This window comes from Allobosea spartocytisi (assembly GCF_014764685.1).
GTDB lineage: Bacteria > Pseudomonadota > Alphaproteobacteria > Rhizobiales > Beijerinckiaceae > Allobosea > Allobosea spartocytisi.
Genome location: NZ_JACXWY010000002.1, coordinates 468,697 through 490,249 on the forward strand (window position 1 = coordinate 468,697; position 21,553 = coordinate 490,249).

General features: G+C 66.1%; 22 protein-coding genes. 21 read left to right on the forward strand and 1 reads right to left on the reverse strand.

Annotation, left to right across the window (positions count from 1 at the left end):
* Positions 1-34: 34 nt before the first annotated feature.
* A complete protein-coding gene (locus IED13_RS29160) occupies positions 35-751 on the reverse strand; it encodes a DUF882 domain-containing protein (protein ID WP_112762096.1) in 717 nt (238 codons plus the stop codon).
* Between the two features lie 333 nt (positions 752-1,084).
* Here IED13_RS29160 and IED13_RS05075 point away from each other — a divergent pair, with 333 nt between their 5' ends.
* From IED13_RS05075 to IED13_RS05175, 21 genes are all read left to right on the forward strand, one after another.
* Positions 1,085-1,465 carry an NADH-quinone oxidoreductase subunit A gene (locus IED13_RS05075; RefSeq protein WP_210323503.1) on the forward strand — a complete coding sequence of 127 codons (381 nt, stop codon included), beginning with the start codon at positions 1,085-1,087 and terminating at the stop codon, positions 1,463-1,465.
* 63 nt (positions 1,466-1,528) lie between these two features.
* On the forward strand, positions 1,529-2,113 hold the full coding sequence (locus IED13_RS05080) for a NuoB/complex I 20 kDa subunit family protein (protein ID WP_038367718.1): 585 nt from the start codon (positions 1,529-1,531) through the stop codon (positions 2,111-2,113).
* Between the two features lie 41 nt (positions 2,114-2,154).
* The gene (locus IED13_RS05085; protein WP_112762097.1) at positions 2,155-2,760 is read left to right on the forward strand and encodes an NADH-quinone oxidoreductase subunit C; all 606 of its coding nucleotides are present in this window, start codon (positions 2,155-2,157) and stop codon (positions 2,758-2,760) included.
* Positions 2,760-3,203, forward strand: a complete 444-nt coding sequence (locus tag IED13_RS05090) for a GFA family protein (RefSeq protein ID WP_191123559.1) — start codon at positions 2,760-2,762, stop codon at positions 3,201-3,203. Before IED13_RS05085 ends, IED13_RS05090 begins: the two co-directional genes overlap by 1 nt.
* The gene (locus tag IED13_RS05095; RefSeq protein ID WP_112762099.1) at positions 3,200-4,390 is read left to right on the forward strand and encodes an NADH-quinone oxidoreductase subunit D; all 1,191 of its coding nucleotides are present in this window, start codon (positions 3,200-3,202) and stop codon (positions 4,388-4,390) included. The genes IED13_RS05090 and IED13_RS05095 overlap by 4 nt, the downstream gene beginning before the upstream one ends.
* Positions 4,391-4,680: 290 nt before the next feature.
* Entirely contained in the window at positions 4,681-5,898 is a 1,218-nt protein-coding gene (gene nuoE / locus IED13_RS05100; protein WP_191123560.1) for an NADH-quinone oxidoreductase subunit NuoE, read from the forward strand.
* Between the two features lie 11 nt (positions 5,899-5,909).
* Positions 5,910-7,214 carry an NADH-quinone oxidoreductase subunit NuoF gene (nuoF, locus tag IED13_RS05105; protein ID WP_113253087.1) on the forward strand — a complete coding sequence of 435 codons (1,305 nt, stop codon included), beginning with the start codon at positions 5,910-5,912 and terminating at the stop codon, positions 7,212-7,214.
* Positions 7,215-7,218: 4 nt separating this feature from the next.
* Entirely contained in the window at positions 7,219-9,282 is a 2,064-nt protein-coding gene (gene nuoG / locus IED13_RS05110; protein WP_191123561.1) for an NADH-quinone oxidoreductase subunit NuoG, read from the forward strand.
* Positions 9,283-9,288: 6 nt separating this feature from the next.
* Complete coding sequence (gene nuoH, locus IED13_RS05115) at positions 9,289-10,341, forward strand: NADH-quinone oxidoreductase subunit NuoH (RefSeq protein ID WP_112762103.1); 1,053 nt, start codon at positions 9,289-9,291, stop codon at positions 10,339-10,341.
* A 193-nt stretch (positions 10,342-10,534) separates the two neighbouring features.
* Complete coding sequence (locus tag IED13_RS05120) at positions 10,535-10,771, forward strand: hypothetical protein (RefSeq protein ID WP_191123562.1); 237 nt, start codon at positions 10,535-10,537, stop codon at positions 10,769-10,771.
* Between the two features lie 19 nt (positions 10,772-10,790).
* A complete protein-coding gene (gene nuoI / locus IED13_RS05125) occupies positions 10,791-11,279 on the forward strand; it encodes an NADH-quinone oxidoreductase subunit NuoI (protein ID WP_038367698.1) in 489 nt (162 codons plus the stop codon).
* Between the two features lie 277 nt (positions 11,280-11,556).
* Complete coding sequence (locus tag IED13_RS05130) at positions 11,557-12,180, forward strand: NADH-quinone oxidoreductase subunit J (protein ID WP_112762106.1); 624 nt, start codon at positions 11,557-11,559, stop codon at positions 12,178-12,180.
* Complete coding sequence (nuoK, locus tag IED13_RS05135) at positions 12,177-12,485, forward strand: NADH-quinone oxidoreductase subunit NuoK (protein ID WP_038367693.1); 309 nt, start codon at positions 12,177-12,179, stop codon at positions 12,483-12,485. The genes IED13_RS05130 and nuoK overlap by 4 nt, the downstream gene beginning before the upstream one ends.
* 29 nt (positions 12,486-12,514) lie before the next feature.
* Positions 12,515-14,533, forward strand: a complete 2,019-nt coding sequence (gene nuoL, locus IED13_RS05140; RefSeq protein WP_191123563.1) for an NADH-quinone oxidoreductase subunit L — start codon at positions 12,515-12,517, stop codon at positions 14,531-14,533.
* A 4-nt stretch (positions 14,534-14,537) separates the two neighbouring features.
* A complete protein-coding gene (locus IED13_RS05145; protein ID WP_038367688.1) occupies positions 14,538-16,049 on the forward strand; it encodes an NADH-quinone oxidoreductase subunit M in 1,512 nt (503 codons plus the stop codon).
* A 10-nt stretch (positions 16,050-16,059) separates the two neighbouring features.
* On the forward strand, positions 16,060-17,487 hold the full coding sequence (gene nuoN, locus IED13_RS05150; protein ID WP_038367685.1) for an NADH-quinone oxidoreductase subunit NuoN: 1,428 nt from the start codon (positions 16,060-16,062) through the stop codon (positions 17,485-17,487).
* A gap of 139 nt (positions 17,488-17,626) precedes the next feature.
* Positions 17,627-18,382, forward strand: coding sequence for a biotin--[acetyl-CoA-carboxylase] ligase (locus IED13_RS05155; protein ID WP_038367683.1), 756 nt, complete (start codon positions 17,627-17,629; stop codon positions 18,380-18,382).
* Between the two features lie 171 nt (positions 18,383-18,553).
* Entirely contained in the window at positions 18,554-20,224 is a 1,671-nt protein-coding gene (locus IED13_RS05160) for a ribonuclease J (RefSeq protein WP_038367681.1), read from the forward strand.
* Positions 20,225-20,396: 172 nt separating this feature from the next.
* Positions 20,397-20,801, forward strand: coding sequence for a methylmalonyl-CoA epimerase (gene mce / locus IED13_RS05165; RefSeq protein WP_133564106.1), 405 nt, complete (start codon positions 20,397-20,399; stop codon positions 20,799-20,801).
* Positions 20,802-20,804: 3 nt separating this feature from the next.
* On the forward strand, positions 20,805-21,197 hold the full coding sequence (locus IED13_RS05170) for a RidA family protein (RefSeq protein ID WP_191123564.1): 393 nt from the start codon (positions 20,805-20,807) through the stop codon (positions 21,195-21,197).
* Complete coding sequence (locus IED13_RS05175; protein ID WP_113253092.1) at positions 21,194-21,424, forward strand: DUF1467 family protein; 231 nt, start codon at positions 21,194-21,196, stop codon at positions 21,422-21,424. Before IED13_RS05170 ends, IED13_RS05175 begins: the two co-directional genes overlap by 4 nt.
* Positions 21,425-21,553: the final 129 nt, after the last annotated feature.

Genomic DNA, 21,553 nt, shown 5'->3' on the forward strand with positions numbered 1-21,553 from the left:
CCGACAGGCTGGCCCCGGCCATTGCCGCGCCGACTCACCAGGGCCGGCGCGGCCCGGTGTCGATATGGATCAGTCCGTTCCAGTAGACTTGGTTGCCGCCGACCTCCGGCAGTGACCGCGCCCACTCCAGCACGACGCGCGGCTTCACGCCGGGAACGCGGAAATCCATCGCCTCGCAGCGCTTGTGATAGGAGCCGCGCCGCGCCCGCCAGGGCGGCCGCCAGGTCGAGGTCACCTTCACCGCGCCGTACCTGTCGACGATCTTGCCGAGAATCAGCTTCAGCCGCTGCGGCAGGCAGGCGGTCGACGTGCCTGGATCGGTGGAGATGCCGGGCCTGTCGGCCTTCTCGTTCGGGTCGAATGCCGGCTCCGCGCCGGCCTTCTGCCCGGGGGTGAGCTTCGGCCATTCCGGCCCCTCATCCTCGTCCGGCCCGTCGGCCATGGGCGCGGTGCCCTCTGCGGGCGGTGTTTCCGATGCGGGCGTTCCGCCGGCTGCGGGCGTTTCCGTCGATGGCGCGGCCGGCGGCGTCTCTGCGACGGCGGGGCTTGCCGGCGTCTCCTGCGCCGGGCGCGGCGCGGGTGGCACGACGATCGGCGGCAGTTTCGGCGTGCCTGCCAGATCGAGATCGAAGGGACGTTGCGGCGGCTGGGGCGCACGCACGCTTTGACCGTCCTGGGCGCGGGCTTCGGCGGCAAGGAGCAGGGCGACGGCGAACGCCAGGCTCGCCGGCAGGCAGGCGAGCGGCTTCACGCCGGCCGGGCTCCGCGCGGTGTTGCGCCGCAGGATGGCCGGGAGGGGGAGCGCATGGAGGGCCTTTCAAAAAAAGCGTCCGCCCGCGGGCGATTCGGGCAGGGTGAACGAATTGCTGTGGGTTCCCAACGCGAAAAATACGCGCTTCCGGCCGAATTTTGCCTCATGGCCGTGGGAGGGAGAGCGGAGGCGGTGCGATTTTGCCGCATCCTGCGCCGCATACAACCCGCCCACGCGATTGTGCGGCGCGGCGGAGTCTTGCTTCATTCTAATCGAGGGTCTAAGCGAACGGGGCGGTGAGCCGTTGTGCGGCCGCGCGAAGCGAGTTCGACGATGCAAGCTCTTCCGGTGCATTCCCTTCTGACCGACTACCTGCCGCTGGTGCTGTTCATCGGCGTCTCGGCGGTGATCGGGCTAGCGCTGCTGATCGCCCCCTTCGCGATCGCCTATTCGAAGCCTGACGCCGAAAAGCTCTCGGCTTACGAATGCGGTTTCAACGCCTTCGACGATGCGCGCATGAAGTTCGACGTGCGGTTCTACCTGGTCGCGATTCTCTTCATCATCTTCGATCTCGAGGTCGCGTTCCTGTTCCCCTGGGCCGTCGCCTTCGGCAGCCTTGGCTGGTATGGTTTCTGGTCGATGATGGTCTTTCTCGGCGTGCTCACCGTGGGTTTCATCTACGAGTGGCGCAAGGGCGCGCTGGAGTGGGACTGACCTGATCGTGAGGCGGTTTTCCGTTTTCTGTCAGGCAGACTAGACGTTCACGAGGATTAGGACATGGCAGTCACAGCGATCGATCGTGGTGATCCGCTCGTCGCGCAGGCGCCGAGGGGTTTGCTCGGTCCGGACGGCAAGCCCGTCGGGGCGCGTGATCCCTTCTTCGTCGAGATCAACAACGAGCTGGCCGACAAGGGCTTCCTCGTCACCGCGACGGACGATCTGATCAACTGGGCCCGCACCGGCTCGCTGATGTGGATGACCTTCGGCCTGGCCTGCTGCGCTGTCGAAATGATGCAGCTCTCGATGCCGCGCTACGACGTCGAGCGCTTCGGCTTCGCGCCGCGCGCCTCACCGCGCCAGTCCGACGTGATGATCGTGGCGGGCACGCTGACCAACAAGATGGCCCCGGCGCTGCGCAAGGTCTACGACCAGATGCCGGAGCCGCGCTACGTCATCTCGATGGGCTCCTGCGCCAATGGCGGCGGCTATTACCACTACAGCTATTCGGTGGTCCGCGGCTGCGACCGCATCGTCCCGATCGACATCTACGTTCCGGGCTGCCCGCCGACGGCCGAGGCGCTGCTCTACGGCGTGCTGCTGCTGCAGAAGAAGATCCGCCGCACCGGCACGATCGAGCGCTGAGCGCTCCATCGGTCGATGCGGCAGGCGATGAAGGTGAGACGATGAGCGAAGCGCTCGAAAAGCTCGGTGAAGAGATCATGGCTGCGCTGCCCGGCGCGGTCACGGAGGCGGTCGTCGCTTTCGAGGAGCTGACGATCCATGCCGAGGCGGCTTCGATCGTCGAGGTCCTGCGCACGCTCTACAGCGACCCGCGCTTCCGCTTCGTGAACTTCACCGACATCGCCGGGGCCGACTATCCCGGCCGCGAGAAGCGCTTCGACGTCGTCTATCACCTGCTCGCGCCGCACCATAACCGGCGCATCCGCGTCAAGGTCCAGACCGACGAGGCGACGCCGGTTCCCTCCGTCGTCGACGTCTTCCCGGCGGCCAACTGGTTCGAGCGCGAGGCCTACGATTTCTACGGCATCCTGTTCACCGGCCATCCGGATTTGCGCCGCATCCTCACCGATTACGGTTTCGAGGGCTATCCGCTGCGCAAGGACTTCCCGCTGACCGGCTTCGTCGAGGTTCGCTATGACGACGAGCAGAAGCGCGTCGTCTACGAGCCGGTGAAGCTGAACCAGGAATTCCGCAACTTCGATTTCCTTTCGCCCTGGGAAGGCACGGATTACGTGCTGCCGGGCGACGAGAAGGCGAAGGGGGCGTGATGGCGTCCAGCCACCAAACCCTGTCCGGCGGCTGTCTCTGCGGCGCGGTGCGCTTCACCGCGACGCCCGAGAAGCAGGAGATGGATGTCTGCCATTGCGGCATGTGCCGGAAATGGAGCGGCGGCGTCTTCATGGCGGTGCCGTGCTCCGGCGTGTCCGTGGCGGACGAGCAGGCGCTCGAGGTCTATCCATCTTCCGACTGGGGTGAGCGGGTCTTCTGCAGGACCTGCGGGTCGAGCCTGTTCTGGCGCCTGCGCGAAGGTGCGGACGGCCATGTCGCGGTGGCCTTCCAGGCCTTCGACGACCAATCGTCCTTCGACTTCGTCGCGGAGATCTTCATTGATGACAAGCCGGCGCTCTATGCGTTTGCCGGCGAGCGGCCACGACTGACCGGGGACGAGTTCCTGGCCCGCGTCGCGGCAAAGCAGGGCGGCACGGCATGACCGAGCACAACATCCGCAATTTCTCGATCAATTTCGGCCCCCAGCATCCGGCTGCGCACGGCGTGCTGCGCCTGGTGCTGGAGCTCGACGGCGAGGTGGTCGAGCGCGTCGATCCGCATATCGGCCTGCTGCATCGCGGCACCGAGAAGCTGATCGAGGCCAAGACCTATCTCCAGGCCGTGCCTTATTTCGACCGACTCGACTATGTCGCGCCGATGAATCAGGAGCATGCCTTCGCGCTCGCGGTCGAGCGCCTGCTCGGCATCACGGTGCCGCGCCGTGGCCAGCTCATCCGCGTGCTCTATTCCGAGATCGGCCGCATCCTCTCGCACATCCTCAACGTGACCACGCAGGCGATGGATGTCGGCGCGCTCACGCCCCCGCTCTGGGGCTTCGAGGAGCGCGAGAAGCTGATGGTCTTCTACGAGCGTGCCTGCGGCGCGCGCATGCACGCGGCCTATGTCCGGCCGGGTGGCGTCCATCAGGACCTGCCGGTTTCGCTGATCCACGACATCGCCGAATGGTGCGACCCCTTCCTCAAGGTCTGCGACGACCTCGAAGGGCTGCTCTCCGACAACCGCATCTTCAAGCAGCGCAACGTCGATATCGGCGTGGTCGATCTCGAGACCTGCTGGAAATGGGGCTTTTCGGGCGTGATGGTGCGCGGCTCCGGCGCGCCCTGGGATCTGCGCAAGTCGCAGCCCTATGAATGCTACGAGGAGATGGAATTCGACATCCCCGTCGGCAAGAACGGCGACTGCTTCGACCGCTATCACATCCGCATGGAAGAGATGCGCCAGTCGGTGCGCATCATGAAGCAGTGCTGCGAGAAGCTGCTGGCGCCCGATGGTGGCGGCCCGGTCTCCTCGCTCGACGGCAAGGTCGTGCCGCCCAAGCGCGGCGAGATGAAGCGCTCGATGGAGTCGCTCATCCACCATTTCAAGCTCTACACCGAGGGCTACAGGGTGCCGGCCGGCGAGGTCTATGCGGCCGTCGAGGCGCCGAAGGGCGAGTTCGGCGTCTATCTGGTCTCCGACGGCACCAACAAGCCCTATCGCTGCAAGATCAAGGCCCCGGGCTTCGCCCATCTCCAGGCCATGGATTTCATGTGCCGCAAGCACATGCTCGCCGACGTCTCCGCGATCCTCGGCTCGCTGGACATCGTGTTCGGGGAGGTCGATCGGTGAGATTGGCCGCTGCCTCGATGGGTCTGGTTGGGTGCGCGATCGCCGCGAGTGGCGCGTCGGCGCAGGGCCGTCCGACCTATCAGCAGCTTGAGAAGGCCGGATTTCGCTATGTTGCCAAGGATCAGCCCGGCTATGTGAGCTGGTGTTCCTGGATTTATGTTCGCCGTTGTACGGATCCGGTCTTCAGCTGCAGCTGCGGCGGCCAGGATCCGAATTATGGGCGTTGTGTGCCGGCTCTGCCGCGTGCCGCCGCCCAATATCGAAGCTATTGCCAGGGTTGAGAAAGCCGAATGTCCGTCCGTCGTCTCGCACCTGATCCTATCCAACCGGCCTCCTTCGCCTTCACTGCGGCGAACGAGAACTGGATCGACCAGCAGATCGCCAAGTACCCCGAAGGCCGCCAGGCTTCCGCCGTCATCCCGCTTCTGTGGAAGGCGCAGGAGCAGGAGGGCTGGGTCTCGCGCGCCGTGATCGAGACCGTCGCCAAGCGCTTGGGCATGGCGCCGATGCGCGTGCTGGAGGTCGCGACCTTCTACACGATGTTCAACCTGCAGCCGGTCGGCGAGTATTTCGTCCAGCTCTGCGGTACGACGCCCTGCGCGCTGCGCGGCGCCGAAGCGCTGAAGAAGGTCTGCGAGGACGTCATCGGCCCGCAATCGACGGTCACCGCCGACGGCAAGCTCTCCTGGCTCGAAGTCGAGTGCCTTGGCGCCTGCTGCAACGCCCCGATGGCGCAGATCAATGTCGATTACTACGAGGACCTGACGCCGGCGAATTTCCGCCAGCTTCTCGACGATCTCCGCAATGGCCGCGCCACCAAGCCCGGCCCGCAGAACGGCCGCACCGGCTCCGAGCCGGAAGGTGGTCCGCAGACCCTGACCGACAAGGCCCTCTATGACGGCTCGATGATCGGCGCGGGCGACTGGCAGAAGCGCATCGCCGAGCAGCGTAAGGCCGCGGCCGAAGCCGCAGCCGCCAAGGCCGCCGCCGAGGCAGAAGCCAAGAAGGCCGCCGAAGCCGAGGCCAAAAAGGCCGAGGCGACCCCGGCCGCCGTTGCCGAGAAGCCCGCGACAGAGACGGCCGCTGCCGCACGTCCGCAGCCCTCGTCGCCGGCCCAGCCCTCCAGCGCCGCGAACGACACACCGGCTGCCAAGGGCAAGGTCGAGAAGAAGGACGTCGCCGAGGCTGCCAAGCCTGCGGCAGCGGACAAGACCATCGCGACCGACGAGAGCAAGCCCGAGCTGCTGACCGCCGCGCGCGACGGCAAGGGCGACGATCTCGAACTGATCTGGGGCGTCGGGCCGAAGCTCGGCAGGATGCTCAACGAGATGGGGGTCTGGCATTACGACCAGATCGCCAAATGGACACCGGCGGAGCTCGCCTGGGTCGATGCACGGCTGACCGGCTTCAAGGGCCGGGCGCTGCGTGACGACTGGATTGCTCAGTCGAAGAAGCTCGCGACGGGCTGGCGCCCGGAGTCGAAGCTTGGCGACAAGCCGGCAGAGTGAGGCACTAGGACATGCTCGCAGATCGCGACCGCATCTTCACCAATCTCTACGGCCTGCATGACCGCTCCCTGAAGGGCGCGATCCAACGCGGCGGCTGGGATGGTACCAAGTTCATCCTGGAGCAGGGCCGGGACTGGATCATCGACGAGATGAAGAAGTCCGGCCTGCGCGGTCGTGGTGGCGCCGGCTTCCCGACCGGGCTGAAATGGTCATTCATGCCCAAGCAGAGTGACGGGCGCCCGCACTACCTCGTCGTCAATGCCGACGAGTCGGAGCCGGGCACCTGCAAGGACCGCGAGATCATGCGCAACGACCCGCATACGCTGGTCGAGGGTTGCCTGATCGCCTCCTTCGCCATGGGCGCGCATGCGGCCTATATCTACATCCGCGGCGAATACATCCGCGAGCGCGAGGCGCTGCAGCGCGCCGTCGATGAGGCCTATGAGGCCAAGCTCATCGGCAAGGACAATGTCCACGGCTATCCCTTTGATCTCTATGTGCATCATGGCGCCGGCGCCTATATCTGCGGCGAAGAGACGGCGCTGCTGGAGAGCCTCGAAGGCAAGAAGGGCATGCCGCGGCTGAAGCCGCCTTTCCCCGCCAATATGGGCCTCTATGGCTGCCCGACCACGGTGAACAACGTCGAGTCGATCGCGGTCGCCCCGACCATCCTGCGCCGCGGCGCCGCCTGGTTCTCCTCGATCGGCACGCCGAACAATGTCGGCACCAAGCTGTTCTGCGTCTCCGGCCATGTGAACAAGCCCTGCAACGTCGAGGAGGCGATGGGCATCCCGTTCCGCGAGCTGATCGACAAGCATTGCGGCGGCATCCGCGGCGGCTGGGACAACCTGAAGGCGGTTATCCCCGGCGGCTCCTCGGTGCGCATGGTTCCGGCCGAGCAGATCATCGACACGCCGATGGATTTCGATTCGCTCTCCAAGCTGCGCTCCGGCCTCGGCACGGCGGCGGTGATCGTGATGGACAAGTCGACCGACATCGTCCGCGCCATCGCCCGCATCAGCCATTTCTACAAGCATGAGAGCTGCGGCCAGTGCACGCCCTGCCGCGAGGGCACGGGCTGGATGTGGCGCGTCATGGAGCGCATGGCCGAGGGCCGCGCCCAGAAGCGCGAGATCGACATGCTGCTCGACGTCACCAAGCAGATCGAGGGCCACACGATCTGCGCGCTCGGTGACGCCGCGGCCTGGCCGATCCAGGGCCTGATCGCGCATTTCCGTCACGAGATCGAGCAGCGCATCGACGACTATGCCGCCAACCCGCACAGCGAGCCTGTGCGCCTGATGGCGGCGGAGTGAGACCATGACCAAACTCGTCATCGACGGCATCGAGGTTGACGTCCCGGCCGATTACACGGTTCTCCAGGCCTGCGAGGCGGCTGGCGCCGAGGTGCCGCGCTTCTGCTTCCACGAGCGCCTCTCCATCGCCGGCAATTGCCGCATGTGCCTCGTCGAGGTGAAGGGCGGCCCGCCGAAGCCGCAGGCCTCTTGCGCCATCGGCGTGCGCGATTTGCGCCCCGGCCCGAACGGCGAGCCGCCGGTCGTCTCGACCAAGTCGCCGATGGTCAAGAAGGCCCGCGAGGGGGTGATGGAGTTCCTCCTCATCAACCACCCGCTCGATTGCCCGATCTGCGATCAGGGCGGCGAATGCGACCTGCAGGACCAGGCCATGGCCTTCGGCGCGGAAACCTCCCGCTTCGCCGAGAACAAGCGCGCGGTCGAGGACAAGTATATCGGCCCGCTGGTCAAGACGACGATGACGCGCTGCATCCAGTGCACGCGCTGCGTCCGCTTCACCACCGAGGTTGCCGGCGCCTCCGATCTCGGCGCCATCGGCCGCGGCGAGGATATGGAGATCACGACCTATCTCGAGCAGGCGATGTCGTCGGAGCTCCAGAGCAATGTCGTCGATCTCTGCCCCGTCGGCGCGCTGACCTCCAAGCCCTACCAGAACAAGGCCCGGCCCTGGGAGCTCTCCAAGACCGAGAGCATCGACGTGATGGATGCGGTCGGCTCGGCCATCCGCGTCGACTCGCGCGGCAAGGAAGTGATGCGGATCCTGCCCCGCCTCAACGAGGCGGTGAACGAGGAGTGGATCTCCGACAAGACCCGCCATATCGCCGACGGTCTCAAGACCCAGCGCCTCGACCGGCCCTATATCCGCGAGAACGGGCGCTTGCGCCCCGCGAGCTGGACGGAGGCCTTCGCTGCCATCGCCAACAAGGTGAAGGCCGCGAGCCCAGAGAAGATCGGCGCCATCGCCGGCGATCTCGCGGCCGTGGAAGAGATGTTCGCGTTGAAGGCGCTGATCGCCTCGCTCGGCTCCGCCAATCTCGATGCCCGCCAGGACGGCACCAGGCTGCATCCGAAGTTCGGCCGCGCCTCCTACGTGCTCAACGCCGGCATCGCCGGCATCGAGCAGGCGGATTCGCTGCTCATCATCGGCTCGAACCCGCGCCGCGAGGCGCCGATCCTGAATGCCCGCATCCGCAAGCGCTGGCTGCGCGGCAACTTCAAGGTCAGCGTCATCGGCGAGAAGGCCGATCTGACCTATGCCTATGATTATCTCGGCGCCGGCCCGGAGACGCTGGCCGATGTCGTGAAATCGGCCCAGGCCGGCGAGGGCAAGGCGATGGTACTGGTCGGGCAGGGCGCTCTGACCCGCACTGACGGTGAGGCTGTGCTCTCGCTCGCCGCCAAGGCGGCACAAGCGCTCGGCGCTGTCCGCGAAGGCTGGAACGGTTTTGGCGTCATCCACACCGCAGCGTCGCGTGTCGGCGCGCTCGATCTCGGCTTCGTGCCCGGCGAGGGCGGTTTGGACACCGTTGCGATGGTCCAGCCGGGCGCGCTCGATGTGCTCTTCCTGCTCGGCGCCGACGAGATCGAGGTGCCGGAAGGCGCTTTCGTCGTCTACCAGGGCACGCATGGCGATAAGGGCGCCCATCGCGCCGACGTCATCCTGCCGGGCGCGGCCTATACCGAAAAGTCCGGCACCTATGTGAACACGGAAGGCCGTGTGCAGATGGGCGACCGCGCCACCTTCCCGCCGGGCGATGCCCGCGAGGATTGGGCGATCCTGCGCGCGCTCTCCACGACGCTCGGCAAGACGCTGCCCTTCGACTCGCTCGCCGGCCTGCGCAAGGCGCTCTATGAGGCGCATCCGCATTTCGCGGCGCTCGACGGCCTGCCGGCCAATGACGCTTCGGAGATCGGCAAGCTCGCCGGCCTCGGCGGCAAGACCGACAAGGCGGGCTTCGTCTCGCCCGTCGCCGATTTCTATCAGACCAACCCGATCGCGCGTGCCTCCGCCATCATGGCGGAATGCTCGGCGCTGGCCTCGGGCCGGCACCAGCAGGCGGCGGAGTAACCGGCCATGAACTGGGACCTCGTCCTCGATATCGCGATCGTTCTCGGCAAGAGCCTGCTGCTGCTGGTCTGCCTGCTGGTCTTCATCGCCTACATCCTGCTGGCCGACCGCAAGGTCTGGGCGGCGGTGCAGCTCCGCCGTGGCCCGAACGTGGTCGGTCCCTGGGGCCTGTTCCAGAGCTTCGCGGACCTGATCAAGTTCGCGCTCAAGGAGCCGATCATTCCGTCCGGCGCCAACAAGGGCATCTTCCTGCTGGCGCCCTTCATCTCCTGCCTCTTGGCGCTCGGCGCCTGGGCGGTGATCCCGGTGGCGGAAGGCTGGGCGATCGCCGACATCAATGTCGGCGTGCTCTACATCCTCGCGATCTCCTCGCTCGGCGTCTACGGCATCATCATGGCCGGCTGGGCCTCGAACTCGAAATACCCGTTCATGAGCGCGCTGCGCTCGGCGGCGCAGATGGTGTCCTACGAGGTCTCGATCGGCTTCGTCATCATCACCGTGCTGCTCTGCGTCGGCTCGCTGAACCTCTCGGCCGTGGTCGAGGCGCAGCAGAACCGGGGCCTTGCCCATGCGCTCGGCGTGCCGTGGCTCTCGATCCTGAACTGGTACTTCATCCCGCTCTTCCCGATGTTCGTAGTCTTCTTCGTTTCGGCGCTGGCCGAGACGAACCGGCCGCCCTTCGATCTGGCGGAAGCGGAATCCGAACTCGTGGCGGGCTTCATGGTCGAGTATTCCTCGACGCCGTACCTGCTGTTCATGCTCGGCGAATACGTGGCGATCATGACCATGTGCTCGCTGACCACGATCCTCTTCCTCGGCGGCTGGGCGCCCCCGGTCGCGCTGCCGCCCTTCACCTGGCTGCCCGGCGTGTTCTGGTTCGCGCTCAAGGTCTGCCTGGTGTTCTTCATGTTCGCGCTGGTGAAGGCCTTCGTGCCGCGCTACCGCTACGACCAGTTGATGCGCCTGGGCTGGAAGGTCTTCCTGCCGTTGTCGATCGCGAGCGTGGTGATCGTGGCGCTGGTGCTGCAGCTGACGGGCTGGGGCCCGGTCGGCGGATGATCAACCCGGCGATCGTGGGCCCGGCTGCGGGCATGGTCGTCGGCGGAGTATGTTACGTGGCTTGTGTCCTGCGGGTTCTCCGCGGGACTGCCGCAAAGGATATTGAGGCTTTCATCGTCGGACTCGCGGTCGCGGCTTTCGTCGGTGGGTTCCTCGGATACAAGAGCGTCGTCTGGCTTGGGCTGCTGGCGACATGAACATGGCGGGTTGGTTCGGCGCCCTGATCGGCTTCGGGCTCGGCCTGCTGGAATACCGGCTGATCTCGGCCGTTGTGATCGGCGCGCTCAGGCGCACGGATCGCTCGGAGATGCAGGCCGAGAAGGATGATTACGAGCGCCGTATCCGCATCTTGCGGGTGGTGCTGGTTGTGATGACGATCGGCGTCACGCCGATCCTGGGTTTCGTGATCGGCCGGACGCTGTTCGGCTGAGGATGGAAGGACGAAGGCGATGTCACTCGCGCAAGCCGCAAGGGGCCTGCTGCTGAAGGAGTTCGTCGGGGCGATCGGGCTCTCGATGCGCTATTTCTTCAAGCCGAAGGCGACGCTGAACTACCCGTTCGAGAAGGGCCAGCTCTCGCCGCGCTTCCGTGGCGAGCACGCGCTGCGCCGCTATCCGAACGGCGAGGAGCGCTGCATCGCCTGCAAGCTCTGCGAGGCGATCTGCCCGGCGCAGGCCATCACCATCGAGGCCGGCCCGCGCCGCAACGACGGCACGCGCCGCACCACCCGTTACGACATCGACATGACGAAGTGCATCTATTGCGGCTTCTGCCAGGAAGCCTGCCCGGTCGATGCCATCGTCGAGGGGCCGAATTTCGAGTTCGCGACCGAGACCCGCGAGGAGCTGTTCTACGACAAGGACAAGCTGCTCGCGAACGGCGCGCGCTGGGAACGCGAGATCGCGCGCAACATCGCGATGGACGCGCCCTATCGATGAGATGATTTGCCCCTCCGGCGTCATCCCGGACAAGCCGCGAAGCGGCGTCGATCCGGGATCCACCGGAGGGAACTGCGCTTTACGATGGATCCCGGGTCTGCGCTTCGCTTGCCCGGGATGACGTTGCAGGGTGCGATTGAGTTCACAGACCCGCCGTGCGGTTGTCCCGCCCGGCGGGCCTGATTATAGACGCTCCAAATTGCTCGGGGTCTTTTGAGTCCCGAAGCACGAACCAAACGAGGACCGCGCCGAAAAGGGGCGGGAAGGGCTGGCCGAGATGAATGCCGCAGCGGCTTTCTTCTATCTCTTCGCAGGCATCACCGTGGCATCCGCCTTCATGGTGGTGACCTCGCGCAATCCCGTGCACTCGGTGCTCTACCTGATCCTGGCCTTCGTCAACGCGGCCGGGCTGTTCATGCTGCTCGGCGCCGAGTTCCTCGCGATGCTGCTGGTCGTCGTCTATGTCGGCGCGGTCGCGGTGCTCTTCCTCTTCGTGGTGATGATGCTCGACGTCGATTTCGCCGAGTTCCGCCAGGGCTTCCTCAACTATCTGCCGATCGGCGCGCTGATCGGCTTCATCTTCGCCGTCGAGCTCCTGATGGTCGTCGGCGCCTGGGTCATCAACCCGCAGCTCGTCAAGGCGCCGGTCGCTGCGATTCCCAGCGGGATCACGAATACCGAGGCGCTCGGCCGCGTGCTCTACACGCAGTACATCTACTACTTCCAGGCGGCCGGCCTCGTGCTGCTCGTCGCCATGATCGGCGCGATCGTGCTGACGCTGCGCGAGCGCCACGGCATCAAGCGCCAGCACGTCCCGACCCAGAACGCCCGTACCAAGGCCGCGGCGATGGAGGTCAAGCAGGTGCCCTCGCGCGCCGGCGTTCCCGAGGAGATGGCATGATGATCGGACTGGGCCACTATCTCGCCGTCAGCGCGATCCTGTTCACGCTCGGCGTGCTCGGCATCTTCGTCAACCGCAAGAACATCATCGTCATCCTGATGTCGGTCGAGCTCATCCTGCTCTCGGTCAACATCAACTTCGTCGCCTTCTCGAGCTTCCTGGGCGACATCGTCGGCCAGGTCTTCGCGCTGCTCGTGCTTACGGTGGCGGCGGCGGAGGCCGCGATCGGTCTCGCCATTCTCGTCGTCTACTTCCGCAACCGCGGCTCGATCGCGGTGGAAGACATCAACATGATGAAAGGCTGAGCGTCGCAAGGCGCCTGGACCTCACGGACATGTATCACCTGATCGTCTTCCTCCCCCTCATCGGCTTCCTGATTGCCGGGCTCTTCGGCCGGCTGATCGGCGCGCGCGGCTCCGAGATCGTCACGACCTCGCTGCTCATCGTCTCGGCGGTGCTGTCCTGGGTCGCCTTCTTTCAGGTCGGCTTGGGTTCGGGCACGACGCGCATCCAGGTCGCGAACTGGATCTCCTCTGGTGCCCTGCAGGTCGACTGGGCCTTCCGCATCGACACGCTGACGGCGGTGATGCTGGTCGTCGTCAACACGGTCTCCTCGCTCGTGCACCTCTATTCCATCGGCTACATGCACGAGGATCCGCACCGGCCGCGCTTCTTCGCCTATCTCTCGCTGTTCACCTTCGCCATGCTGATGCTGGTGACGGCGGACAACCTCGTCCAGATGTTCTTCGGCTGGGAAGGCGTCGGTCTCGCCTCCTACCTGCTGATCGGCTTCTGGTACCAGAAGCCCTCGGCCAATGCCGCGGCGATGAAGGCCTTCATCGTCAACCGCGTCGGCGATTTCGGCTTCCTGCTCGGCATCTTCCTGATCTTCGTGCTCTTCGGCGCGGTCACCTTCGACTCGATCTTCCCGCGCGTCGGCGAGATGGTCGGCAAGCCCTTCCATTTCCTCGGCTATGACTGGAATGCGCTGACGCTGACCTGCCTGCTGCTGTTCATGGGCGCCATGGGCAAGTCGGCGCAGTTCCTGCTGCACACCTGGCTGCCGGACGCGATGGAAGGCCCGACCCCGGTCTCCGCCCTCATTCATGCCGCGACGATGGTCACGGCCGGCGTCTTCATGGTCGCGCGTCTCTCGCCGATCTTCGAATATGCTCCGGTCGCGCTCACCGTCGTCGTCGTCATCGGCGCCACCACGGCCTTCTTCGCCGCGACGGTCGGGCTGGTGCAGAACGACATCAAGCGCGTCATCGCCTATTCGACCTGCTCGCAGCTCGGCTACATGTTCGTCGCGCTCGGCGTCGGCAATTACGGCGCCGGCATCTTCCACCTGTTCACGCACGCCTTCTTCAAGGCGCTGCTCTTCTTGGGCGCCGGCTCGGTCATCCACGCGATGCACCACGAGCAGGACATGCGCCATATGGGCGGCCTGCGGAAGCATATCCCCTTCACCGCCGCCGCCATGACCATCGGCACGCTGGCACTGACCGGCTTCCCTGGCTTCGCCGGCTACTTCTCCAAGGACGCCATCATCGAGAGCGCCTATGCCTCGGTGGCGCATGGCGGCTTCGCCTCGTCCTACGCCTTCGTCCTGCTGGTCGTCGCGGCCTGCATGACCTCCTTCTACTCCTGGCGGCTCTATTTCATGACCTTCGAGGGCGCGCCGCGCTGGGGCCATGGCCATGGTTCACATGGTCACGACGATCAGGCGCACGCCGCTCACGGCCACGATGACCATGCGCATGACGATCACGGCCACGGCCATGATCACACCCCGCATGAGAGCCCCTGGGTGATGCTGCTGCCGCTCGCCCTGCTTTCGCTGGGCGCGGTCGCTGCCGGCTACGTCTTCAAGGAGTACTTCATCGGCCACGACTTCGAGCATTTCTGGAAGTCGGCGCTGTTCATGGGCAAGGACAACCACATCCTGCACACCATGCATGAAGTGCCGGGCTGGGTGGTCTGGTCGCCCTTTGTGGCGATGGCGATCGGCTTCGTGCTGGCCTACTGGATGTATGTCCGCCGGCCGGACATCCCGGGCAGGCTCGCGGCAGCGAACCCGGTTCTGTACCGGTTCCTGCTCAACAAATGGTACTTCGACGAGATCTACGACTTCCTGTTCGTGCGTCCGGCGAAGTGGCTCGGCCGCTTCCTTTGGAAGAAGGGTGACGGCTTCGTCATCGACGGATTCGGTCCGGACGGCGTCTCGGCCCGCGTCGTCGACGTCACCAACCGCGTCGTGCGCCTGCAGACCGGCTATCTCTACCACTATGCCTTCGCCATGCTGATCGGCGTCGCCGGGCTGGTGACCTGGTATCTCGTGACCCGCGGGTGAGATGATGTTCGGTTTCGGTATTCTCACCGGTCTCCTGATCCTGCCGCTGGTCGGCGCTGCCTTCATCCTGGCGCAGCGCGGCGACGAGGCTTCGGTCGCTTCCAACGCCCGCTGGGCGGCGCTGGTCACGACGGTGCTGACCTTCGTGCTCGCCTGCGTCGCCTGGAGCCGCTTCAACCCGGCCGATCCCGGCTTCCAGCTCGTCGAGAGCCATGGCTGGATCTCGGAGTCGATCCGCTTCAAGCTCGGCGTCGACGGCTTCTCCTTCCCCTTCATCGTGCTGACGGCGTTCCTTATGCCGTTCTGCATCCTCGCTTCCTGGACCTCGGTCGAGAAGCGGGTGGCGGAGTACATGGTCGCCTTCCTGGTGCTGGAGACGCTGATGATCGGCGTCTTCGCGGCGCTCGACCTCGTGCTGTTCTACCTGTTCTTCGAGGCCGGCCTGATCCCGATGTTCCTGATCATCGGCATCTGGGGCGGCAAGCGGCGCGTCTACGCCTCCTACAAGTTCTTCCTCTACACGCTGCTCGGCTCGGTGCTGATGTTGCTGGCCGTGATGGCGATGTACTGGAACGCCGGCACCACCGACATTCCGGCGCTGCTCGCCCACCAGTTCCCGGCCGGCATGCAGAAATGGCTGTGGCTCGCCTTCTTCGCCTCCTTCGCGGTGAAGATGCCGATGTGGCCGGTTCATACCTGGCTGCCTGACGCCCACGTCGAGGCGCCCACCGCAGGCTCCGTCATCCTGGCGGCGATCCTCCTGAAGATGGGTGGCTACGGCTTCATCCGCTTCTCGATCCCGATGTTCCCGGAGGCGTCGCATGATTTCGCGCCGCTGGTCTTCGCGCTCTCCGTCATCGCCATCGTCTACACCTCGCTGGTGGCGCTGATGCAGGAGGACATCAAGAAGCTGATCGCCTACTCCTCGGTGGCGCATATGGGCTTCGTCACCATGGGGCTGTTCACCCTGACCCCGCAGGGCATCCAGGGCGCCATGTTCCAGATGATGAGCCACGGCCTCGTCTCGGGCGCGCTCTTCCTCTGCGTCGGCGTGATCTACGACCGGATGCACACCCGCGAGATCGCCGCCTATGGTGGGCTGGTGAACCGGATGCCGCTCTACGCCGTGGTCTTCATGGTCTTCACCATGGCCAATGTCGGGCTGCCCGGCACGGCCGGTTTCGTCGGCGAGTTCCTGACGCTGCTCGGCGCCTTCCGCGCCAATCCCTGGGTCGCCTTCTTCGCGACGTCCGGCGTCATCCTCTCGGCGGGCTATGCGCTCTGGCTCTATCGCCGCGTCGTCTTCGGTGAACTGGTGAAGCCCGAGCTCAAGGACATCAAGGATTTGAACGGCCGCGAGATCGCGATCCTCGCTCCGCTGGTCCTGCTGACGATCTGGTACGGCATCCAGCCCCACACCATCCTCGACGCCTTCGCGGCGCCGACCGAAATGCTCATCAAGAACTATCAGGCCGCGCTGACCGTCGCGAAGACGGCCATGCTCGCCGCGCAGTAAGGTCTCGGACATGGCTCTGCCCGCTCTCGGCCCGGCCCTGCCGGAAATCATTCTGGCGCTCGGCGCCATCGCCATGGTGCTGATCGGCGCCGTCCGCGGCGAGCGTGCCGGCCGCCTGCTGGAAGGCCTGGCGCTTGTCCTGCTAGCCGTGGCGCTCGTGGTGGTCGTCTCGGGCGAGGGCAGACTCCTGACCTTCAACGACGGCTTCGTCGCCGACGGCTTCGCCCGCTTCATGAAGGTGCTGACGCTGCTGGGGGCCGGCGCGACCATCCTCCTGGCCTCGGAGACGCTGCGCCGTCAGGGCGTGATGCGCTTCGAGTTCCCGATCCTGATCGTGCTCTCGACCATCGGCATGATGATGATGATCTCGGCCAACGATCTCATCAGCCTCTATGTCGGCCTCGAATTGCAGTCACTGGCGCTCTACGTCGTCGCCGCCTTCGATCGCGACAATGCCCGCTCCACGGAAGCCGGCCTCAAGTACTTCGTGCTCGGCGCGCTCTCCTCCGGCATGCTGCTCTATGGCGCCTCGCTGACCTATGGCTTCACCGGAACGGTGACCTTCCCGGGCATCGCCGCGGCGACGCAGGGCGGCCATGCCGGCCTCGGTCTCGTCTTCGGCATCGTCTTCATCGCCGCCGGCGTCGCCTTCAAGATCTCGGCCGTGCCGTTCCATATGTGGACGCCGGATGTCTATGAGGGCTCGCCGACCCCGGTCGCCGCCTTCTTCGCCTCGGCGCCCAAGATGGCGGCGATGGCGATGGTGATCCGCGTCTTCATCGGCGCCTTCCCCGGCGCGATCCATGACTGGCAGCAGATCATCATCTTCATCTCGATCGCCTCGATGGCGCTCGGCGCCTTCGCCGCGATCGGCCAGCGCAACATCAAGCGCCTGCTCGCCTATTCCTCGATCGCGAATATGGGCTTCGCGCTGGTCGGCCTCGCCGCGGGCACGGCCGGCGGCGTGCAGGGCGTGATGACCTATATGGCGATCTACCTCGCCACCACGCTCGGCGCCTTCGCCTGCGTGCTGATGATGCGCCGCGACGGCAAGCTGGTCGAGGATATCAACGAGCTTGCCGGCCTCTCCCGGACGAACCCCTGGATGGCCTTCGCGCTCTCGATGATGATGTTCTCGCTCGCCGGCATCCCGCCGCTGGCCGGTTTCTGGGCGAAGTTCTACGTCTTCCTCGCCGCGATCGACGCCAAGCTCTACACGCTCGCCGTGGTGGGCGTCCTGACCAGCGTCGTCGGCGCCTATTACTATCTGCGCCTCGTCAAGGTGATGTATTTCGACGATCCGAAGCCGGCCTTCGAGCGCTCGGATCTTGGCGTGCGCACGGTGCTGTTCGTCTCGGCCGTCTTCGTGCTGGCGCTGTCGCTCGTGCCGGCACCGCTCTTCGACTCCGCTGCGGCTGCGGCGAAGTCGCTGTTTTGAGTGATGCGGGCCGTCATGCTCGGGCTTGACCCGAGCATCTCGCGAAGGAGAGGCGGCTTTTCCGGCCTGAGATTCTCGGGTCTGCTCTTCGCTTCACCCGAGAATGACGGGGGCATGTCGTCTCCGTGCGTTGCGCGCCATGCTCGGTGAAGCCGCCCGCGCTGCCGGCTACCGGCTGATCATCCGCGACGAGGTCGGCTCGACCATGGAGGAGGCCCGCCGCGCCCTGCATCAGGGTGAGCCGGGCAAGCTCTGGATCGTCGCCCGCAGCCAGAAGGCCGGGCGCGGGCGTCACGGCCGGCAATGGGGCTCGCCGCCCGGCAATCTCTACGCCAGCCTGCTGCTGACCGACCCGTGCGAGCCGGCGCTGGCGCCGCAGCTCGGCTTCGTCGCCGGGCTCGCCTTGCATGATGCCGCCTCGCAACTGCTCGGCCCCGCCGCTGGCGGGCTCAAGCTGAAATGGCCGAACGACCTGCTGCTCGGCGGCGCCAAGACGTCGGGCCTGCTGCTCGAAGGCGAAAGCCGGGCAGGGCGGCTCAACGTGATCCTCGGCTGCGGCGTCAACATCGCCTCCTGCCCGACGGACACGCCCTATCCGGCGACTTACCTGAAGACCGCCGCGCCCCGCGCGAATGTCGAGGCGATGCTGCTCGCACTCAGCGACGCCTGGGCGAAGCGCCACGCCGTCTGGTCGCAACCCGGCGGTTTCGGCCCGATCCGCGCCGCCTGGCTCGAGCGTGCCGCCTTCCTCGGCGAAACCATCACGATCCGTTTGCCGGAAGGGCCGCTTGCGGGCCGTTTCAACGGCCTCGATCCGACCGGCCGCCTCGAGCTCGAAACCGAAACCGGCCGACGCCTGATCGATGCGGGCGATCTGTTCTTCGGGGCGCCCTGAGGTGGCGGGCGGCAATGCTGGCCTGCCGCGACGCGACCGTGCTAAAGGACATTTCCGGTTCAACGCGGTCATCCCGGACGGCCAAGGGACGACCCGGGATCCACCAGGAAGCTGCGACCGGCGTGCGATGAGGCATGCCGCTGGCGGCTCTCCGTGCCTGCAGGATCATCCGTGACCCGTTCCAGCGACCAGCTTGTTTTCGTTCCCCTTGGCGGCCTCGGCGAGATCGGCATGAACGCTGCCCTCTACGGCTTCGGGCCGGAAGGGCGGCGAAAATGGATCCTGGTCGATTGCGGCCTGTCCTTCGCCGGGCCGGAGGCGCCGGGCGTCGACATCGTCCTGCCCGACCTGCGCTATATCATCGAGGAGCGGGCGAACCTCATCGGCATCGTCATCACCCACGCCCATGAGGACCATATCGGCGCGCTCGCGGCGCTCTGGCCGAGCCTGCGCGCCCCGGTCTACTGCACGCGATTCGCCGCCGGCCTGCTCGGCACGCGCCGCCTCTCGGAGCCCGGCGCGCCCAAGGTCGAGATCAATGTCGTGCCGCAGGGCGGGCGCATCACGCTCGGCCCCTTCGACATCGAGTTCGTGCCCGTCGCGCACTCCATCCCCGAGTCGAACGCACTTGCCATCCGCACCCCGGCCGGCCTCGTCGTCCATACCGGCGACTGGAAGATCGACCCGACCCCGCGCGTCGGCCTGCCGACCGATGAGAAGCGCCTGCGCGAGCTCGGGGAGGAGGGCGTGCTCGCCCTGATCTGCGACTCGACCAACGTCATGCGCGACGGCACCAGCCCGAGCGAGGCCGATGTCGCGGCCAAGCTGAAGGAGCTGGTCGCCTCCGCGCCGGGCCGTGTCGCCGTCACCACCTTCGCTTCCAATGTCGCAAGGCTGCGCGCCGTCGCCGAAGCCGCGATGGCGAATGATCGCGAGGTCGTCGTCGTCGGACGCGCCATGGACCGCGTCATCGATGTCGCGCGCGAATGCGGCTATCTCGACGGCATCCCGTCCTTCCGCCCGGTCGATGCCTATGGCTACCTGCCGCGCGACAAGGTCGTGGCGCTGGTCACCGGCAGCCAGGGCGAGCCGCGCGCCGCGCTCTCGCGCATCGCCGCCGATGACCATCCCGAGATCGCGCTTTCGGCCGGCGATCGCGTAATCTTTTCCTCGCGCACCATCCCCGGCAACGAGAAATCGGTCGGCAACATCCTGAACGCCCTGGCGCGCGACAACATCGAGATCATCACTGACCGCACCCATCTCGTGCACGTGTCCGGCCATCCGCGCCGTGAGGAGATGGCCAGGCTCTATGGCTGGCTGAAGCCGCAGATCGCGATCCCCGCCCATGGCGAGGATCTGCACCTCGCCGAGCATGAGAGCTTCGCCCGCAGTCTCGGCGTCAAGCATGTGCTGCGCACCGTCAATGGCGATGTCGTCGCGATCTCGGCCGAGGGGGCGCGGAAGATCGACGAGGCGCCGCATGGCCGGCTCTATCAGGATGGCAGCCTGCTGGTGAATTCGCTGGAGAAGACGATTGCCGAGCGCCGTCGGCTCTCCTTCGCCGGCATGGTCTCGGTCGCGGTCGCGGTCGACGAGAAGGGTGGCATCGCCGGCGAGCCGGAGATCGCCATCCTCGGCCTGCCGCCGCGCACGCAGGACGGCACGGATTTCGAAGAATACGTCGCCGACACCGTCGCCGAACTGCTCGACGGCATTCCCAAGGCCCGCCGCCGCGACCCCGAGGCTCTGCGCAATGCGCTGGAGCGCGGCGTCCGCAGCGCCGTCAACGAGGAATGGGGCAAGAAGCCCCAGGTGCATGCGCTGGTGATCGAGGTCTAGAGTACGATCTCGTACGGTCACGCACCGTCATTCCGGACGCAGCGAAGCGGAGATCCGGAATCCATCATAAGGCGAGACATCGCCCTTCGATGGATCCAGGATCGGCGCGGCTGCGCCGCTTGTCCGGGATGACGTAGCGTTTCCGAGGATGGGTGTGAGCGGGAAGAGAGACATGATCGGACGCCTCAACCACGTCGCCATTGCCGTGAAGGATCTCGCGGCCTCGACGGCGCTCTATCGCGACACGCTCGGCGCGCGCGTCTCGCAGCCGCAGCCCGAGCCGGAGCACGGCGTCACCGTCGTCTTCGTCGAACTGCCCAATACCAAGATCGAGCTGCTCGAGCCGCTCGGCGCCGATTCTCCGATCGCGAAGTTCCTCGAGCGCAACCCGGACGGCGGCATCCATCACATCTGCTACGAGGTCGACGACATCCTCGCCGCCCGCGACCGGCTGAAGGAGCAGGGCGCCCGGGTGCTCGGTTCCGGCGAGCCGCGCATCGGCGCCCATGGCAAGCCGGTGCTGTTCCTGCACCCCAAGGATTTCCTCGGCACGCTGGTCGAGCTGGAGCAGGCCTGAATCATGTCCGACATCGTTTTTCTCGGCCAGCCTGAACCCGGCTCGCCGCGCCCTTTCAGCGCCGCGACGGTTGCCGGCGGCCTCGTCTTCGTTTCCGGGCATTCCGCGCCGCATGATCCGGCGCGCGGCATCCATCGCGGCGCGACGCCGGCCGAGGAGGTGCGCAACGCGCTGGGCCGGGTCGCCGAGATTCTGGCAGAGGCGGGCAGCGCGCTCGATCGCGTCGTCCAGATGACGATGCTGATCACCGATCCGGCCGATTACGTCGCCTGCAACGCCGAATATGTGAAGCATTTCCCGAACGGCCTGCCGGCGCGCCACACGGCCCGTTTCGGTGTTCCGACCGAGGCGCGCGTCGCCTTTTCCTGCATCGCGCTGACAGGGACCACGCCATGACCATCGCCAGCGCGCTTGCGGTCTATTTCATCATCTGGTGGACGGTGCTGTTCGCGGTGCTGCCCTTCGGCATCCGCAGCCAGCAGGAAAGCGGGGAGGTCGTCGACGGCACCGAGCCCGGCGCGCCGGTCCTGCCCGGGCTGCTGAAGAAGGCGGCGATCACCTCGGTCATCGCGGCCGTCATCTTTGTCTTCGTCTGGTATATCTGGGCGAATTACGACTTCTGAAGCGGCCGCTGCGTTCTCAAGCGCGCTTTTCAGCTCGGTCGTCGTCATCGGGTGTCGTTGCAGAATTATCTCATCCGGCGGCTCTTTCCCTCGGGCGCTACCCGGGGCTCCCGCTAGCACCGATCACCT

Coding starts and splice junctions, on each gene's coding strand:
- IED13_RS05085 (WP_112762097.1), top strand. CDS start 2,155: ATGAGCGAAGCGCTCGAAAAGCTCGGTGAAGAGATCATGGCTGCGCTG.
- IED13_RS05120 (WP_191123562.1), top strand. CDS start 10,535: ATGAACATGGCGGGTTGGTTCGGCGCCCTGATCGGCTTCGGGCTCGGC.
- IED13_RS05095 (WP_112762099.1), top strand. CDS start 3,200: ATGACCGAGCACAACATCCGCAATTTCTCGATCAATTTCGGCCCCCAG.
- nuoK (WP_038367693.1), top strand. CDS start 12,177: ATGATGATCGGACTGGGCCACTATCTCGCCGTCAGCGCGATCCTGTTC.
- nuoI (WP_038367698.1), top strand. CDS start 10,791: ATGTCACTCGCGCAAGCCGCAAGGGGCCTGCTGCTGAAGGAGTTCGTC.
- nuoG (WP_191123561.1), top strand. CDS start 7,219: ATGACCAAACTCGTCATCGACGGCATCGAGGTTGACGTCCCGGCCGAT.
- IED13_RS05080 (WP_038367718.1), top strand. CDS start 1,529: ATGGCAGTCACAGCGATCGATCGTGGTGATCCGCTCGTCGCGCAGGCG.
- nuoL (WP_191123563.1), top strand. CDS start 12,515: ATGTATCACCTGATCGTCTTCCTCCCCCTCATCGGCTTCCTGATTGCC.
- IED13_RS05090 (WP_191123559.1), top strand. CDS start 2,760: ATGGCGTCCAGCCACCAAACCCTGTCCGGCGGCTGTCTCTGCGGCGCG.
- IED13_RS05170 (WP_191123564.1), top strand. CDS start 20,805: ATGTCCGACATCGTTTTTCTCGGCCAGCCTGAACCCGGCTCGCCGCGC.
- IED13_RS05155 (WP_038367683.1), top strand. CDS start 17,627: ATGCTCGGTGAAGCCGCCCGCGCTGCCGGCTACCGGCTGATCATCCGC.
- nuoN (WP_038367685.1), top strand. CDS start 16,060: ATGGCTCTGCCCGCTCTCGGCCCGGCCCTGCCGGAAATCATTCTGGCG.
- IED13_RS05075 (WP_210323503.1), top strand. CDS start 1,085: ATGCAAGCTCTTCCGGTGCATTCCCTTCTGACCGACTACCTGCCGCTG.
- IED13_RS05175 (WP_113253092.1), top strand. CDS start 21,194: ATGACCATCGCCAGCGCGCTTGCGGTCTATTTCATCATCTGGTGGACG.
- mce (WP_133564106.1), top strand. CDS start 20,397: ATGATCGGACGCCTCAACCACGTCGCCATTGCCGTGAAGGATCTCGCG.
- IED13_RS05130 (WP_112762106.1), top strand. CDS start 11,557: ATGAATGCCGCAGCGGCTTTCTTCTATCTCTTCGCAGGCATCACCGTG.
- nuoF (WP_113253087.1), top strand. CDS start 5,910: ATGCTCGCAGATCGCGACCGCATCTTCACCAATCTCTACGGCCTGCAT.
- IED13_RS05145 (WP_038367688.1), top strand. CDS start 14,538: ATGTTCGGTTTCGGTATTCTCACCGGTCTCCTGATCCTGCCGCTGGTC.
- nuoH (WP_112762103.1), top strand. CDS start 9,289: ATGAACTGGGACCTCGTCCTCGATATCGCGATCGTTCTCGGCAAGAGC.
- nuoE (WP_191123560.1), top strand. CDS start 4,681: ATGTCCGTCCGTCGTCTCGCACCTGATCCTATCCAACCGGCCTCCTTC.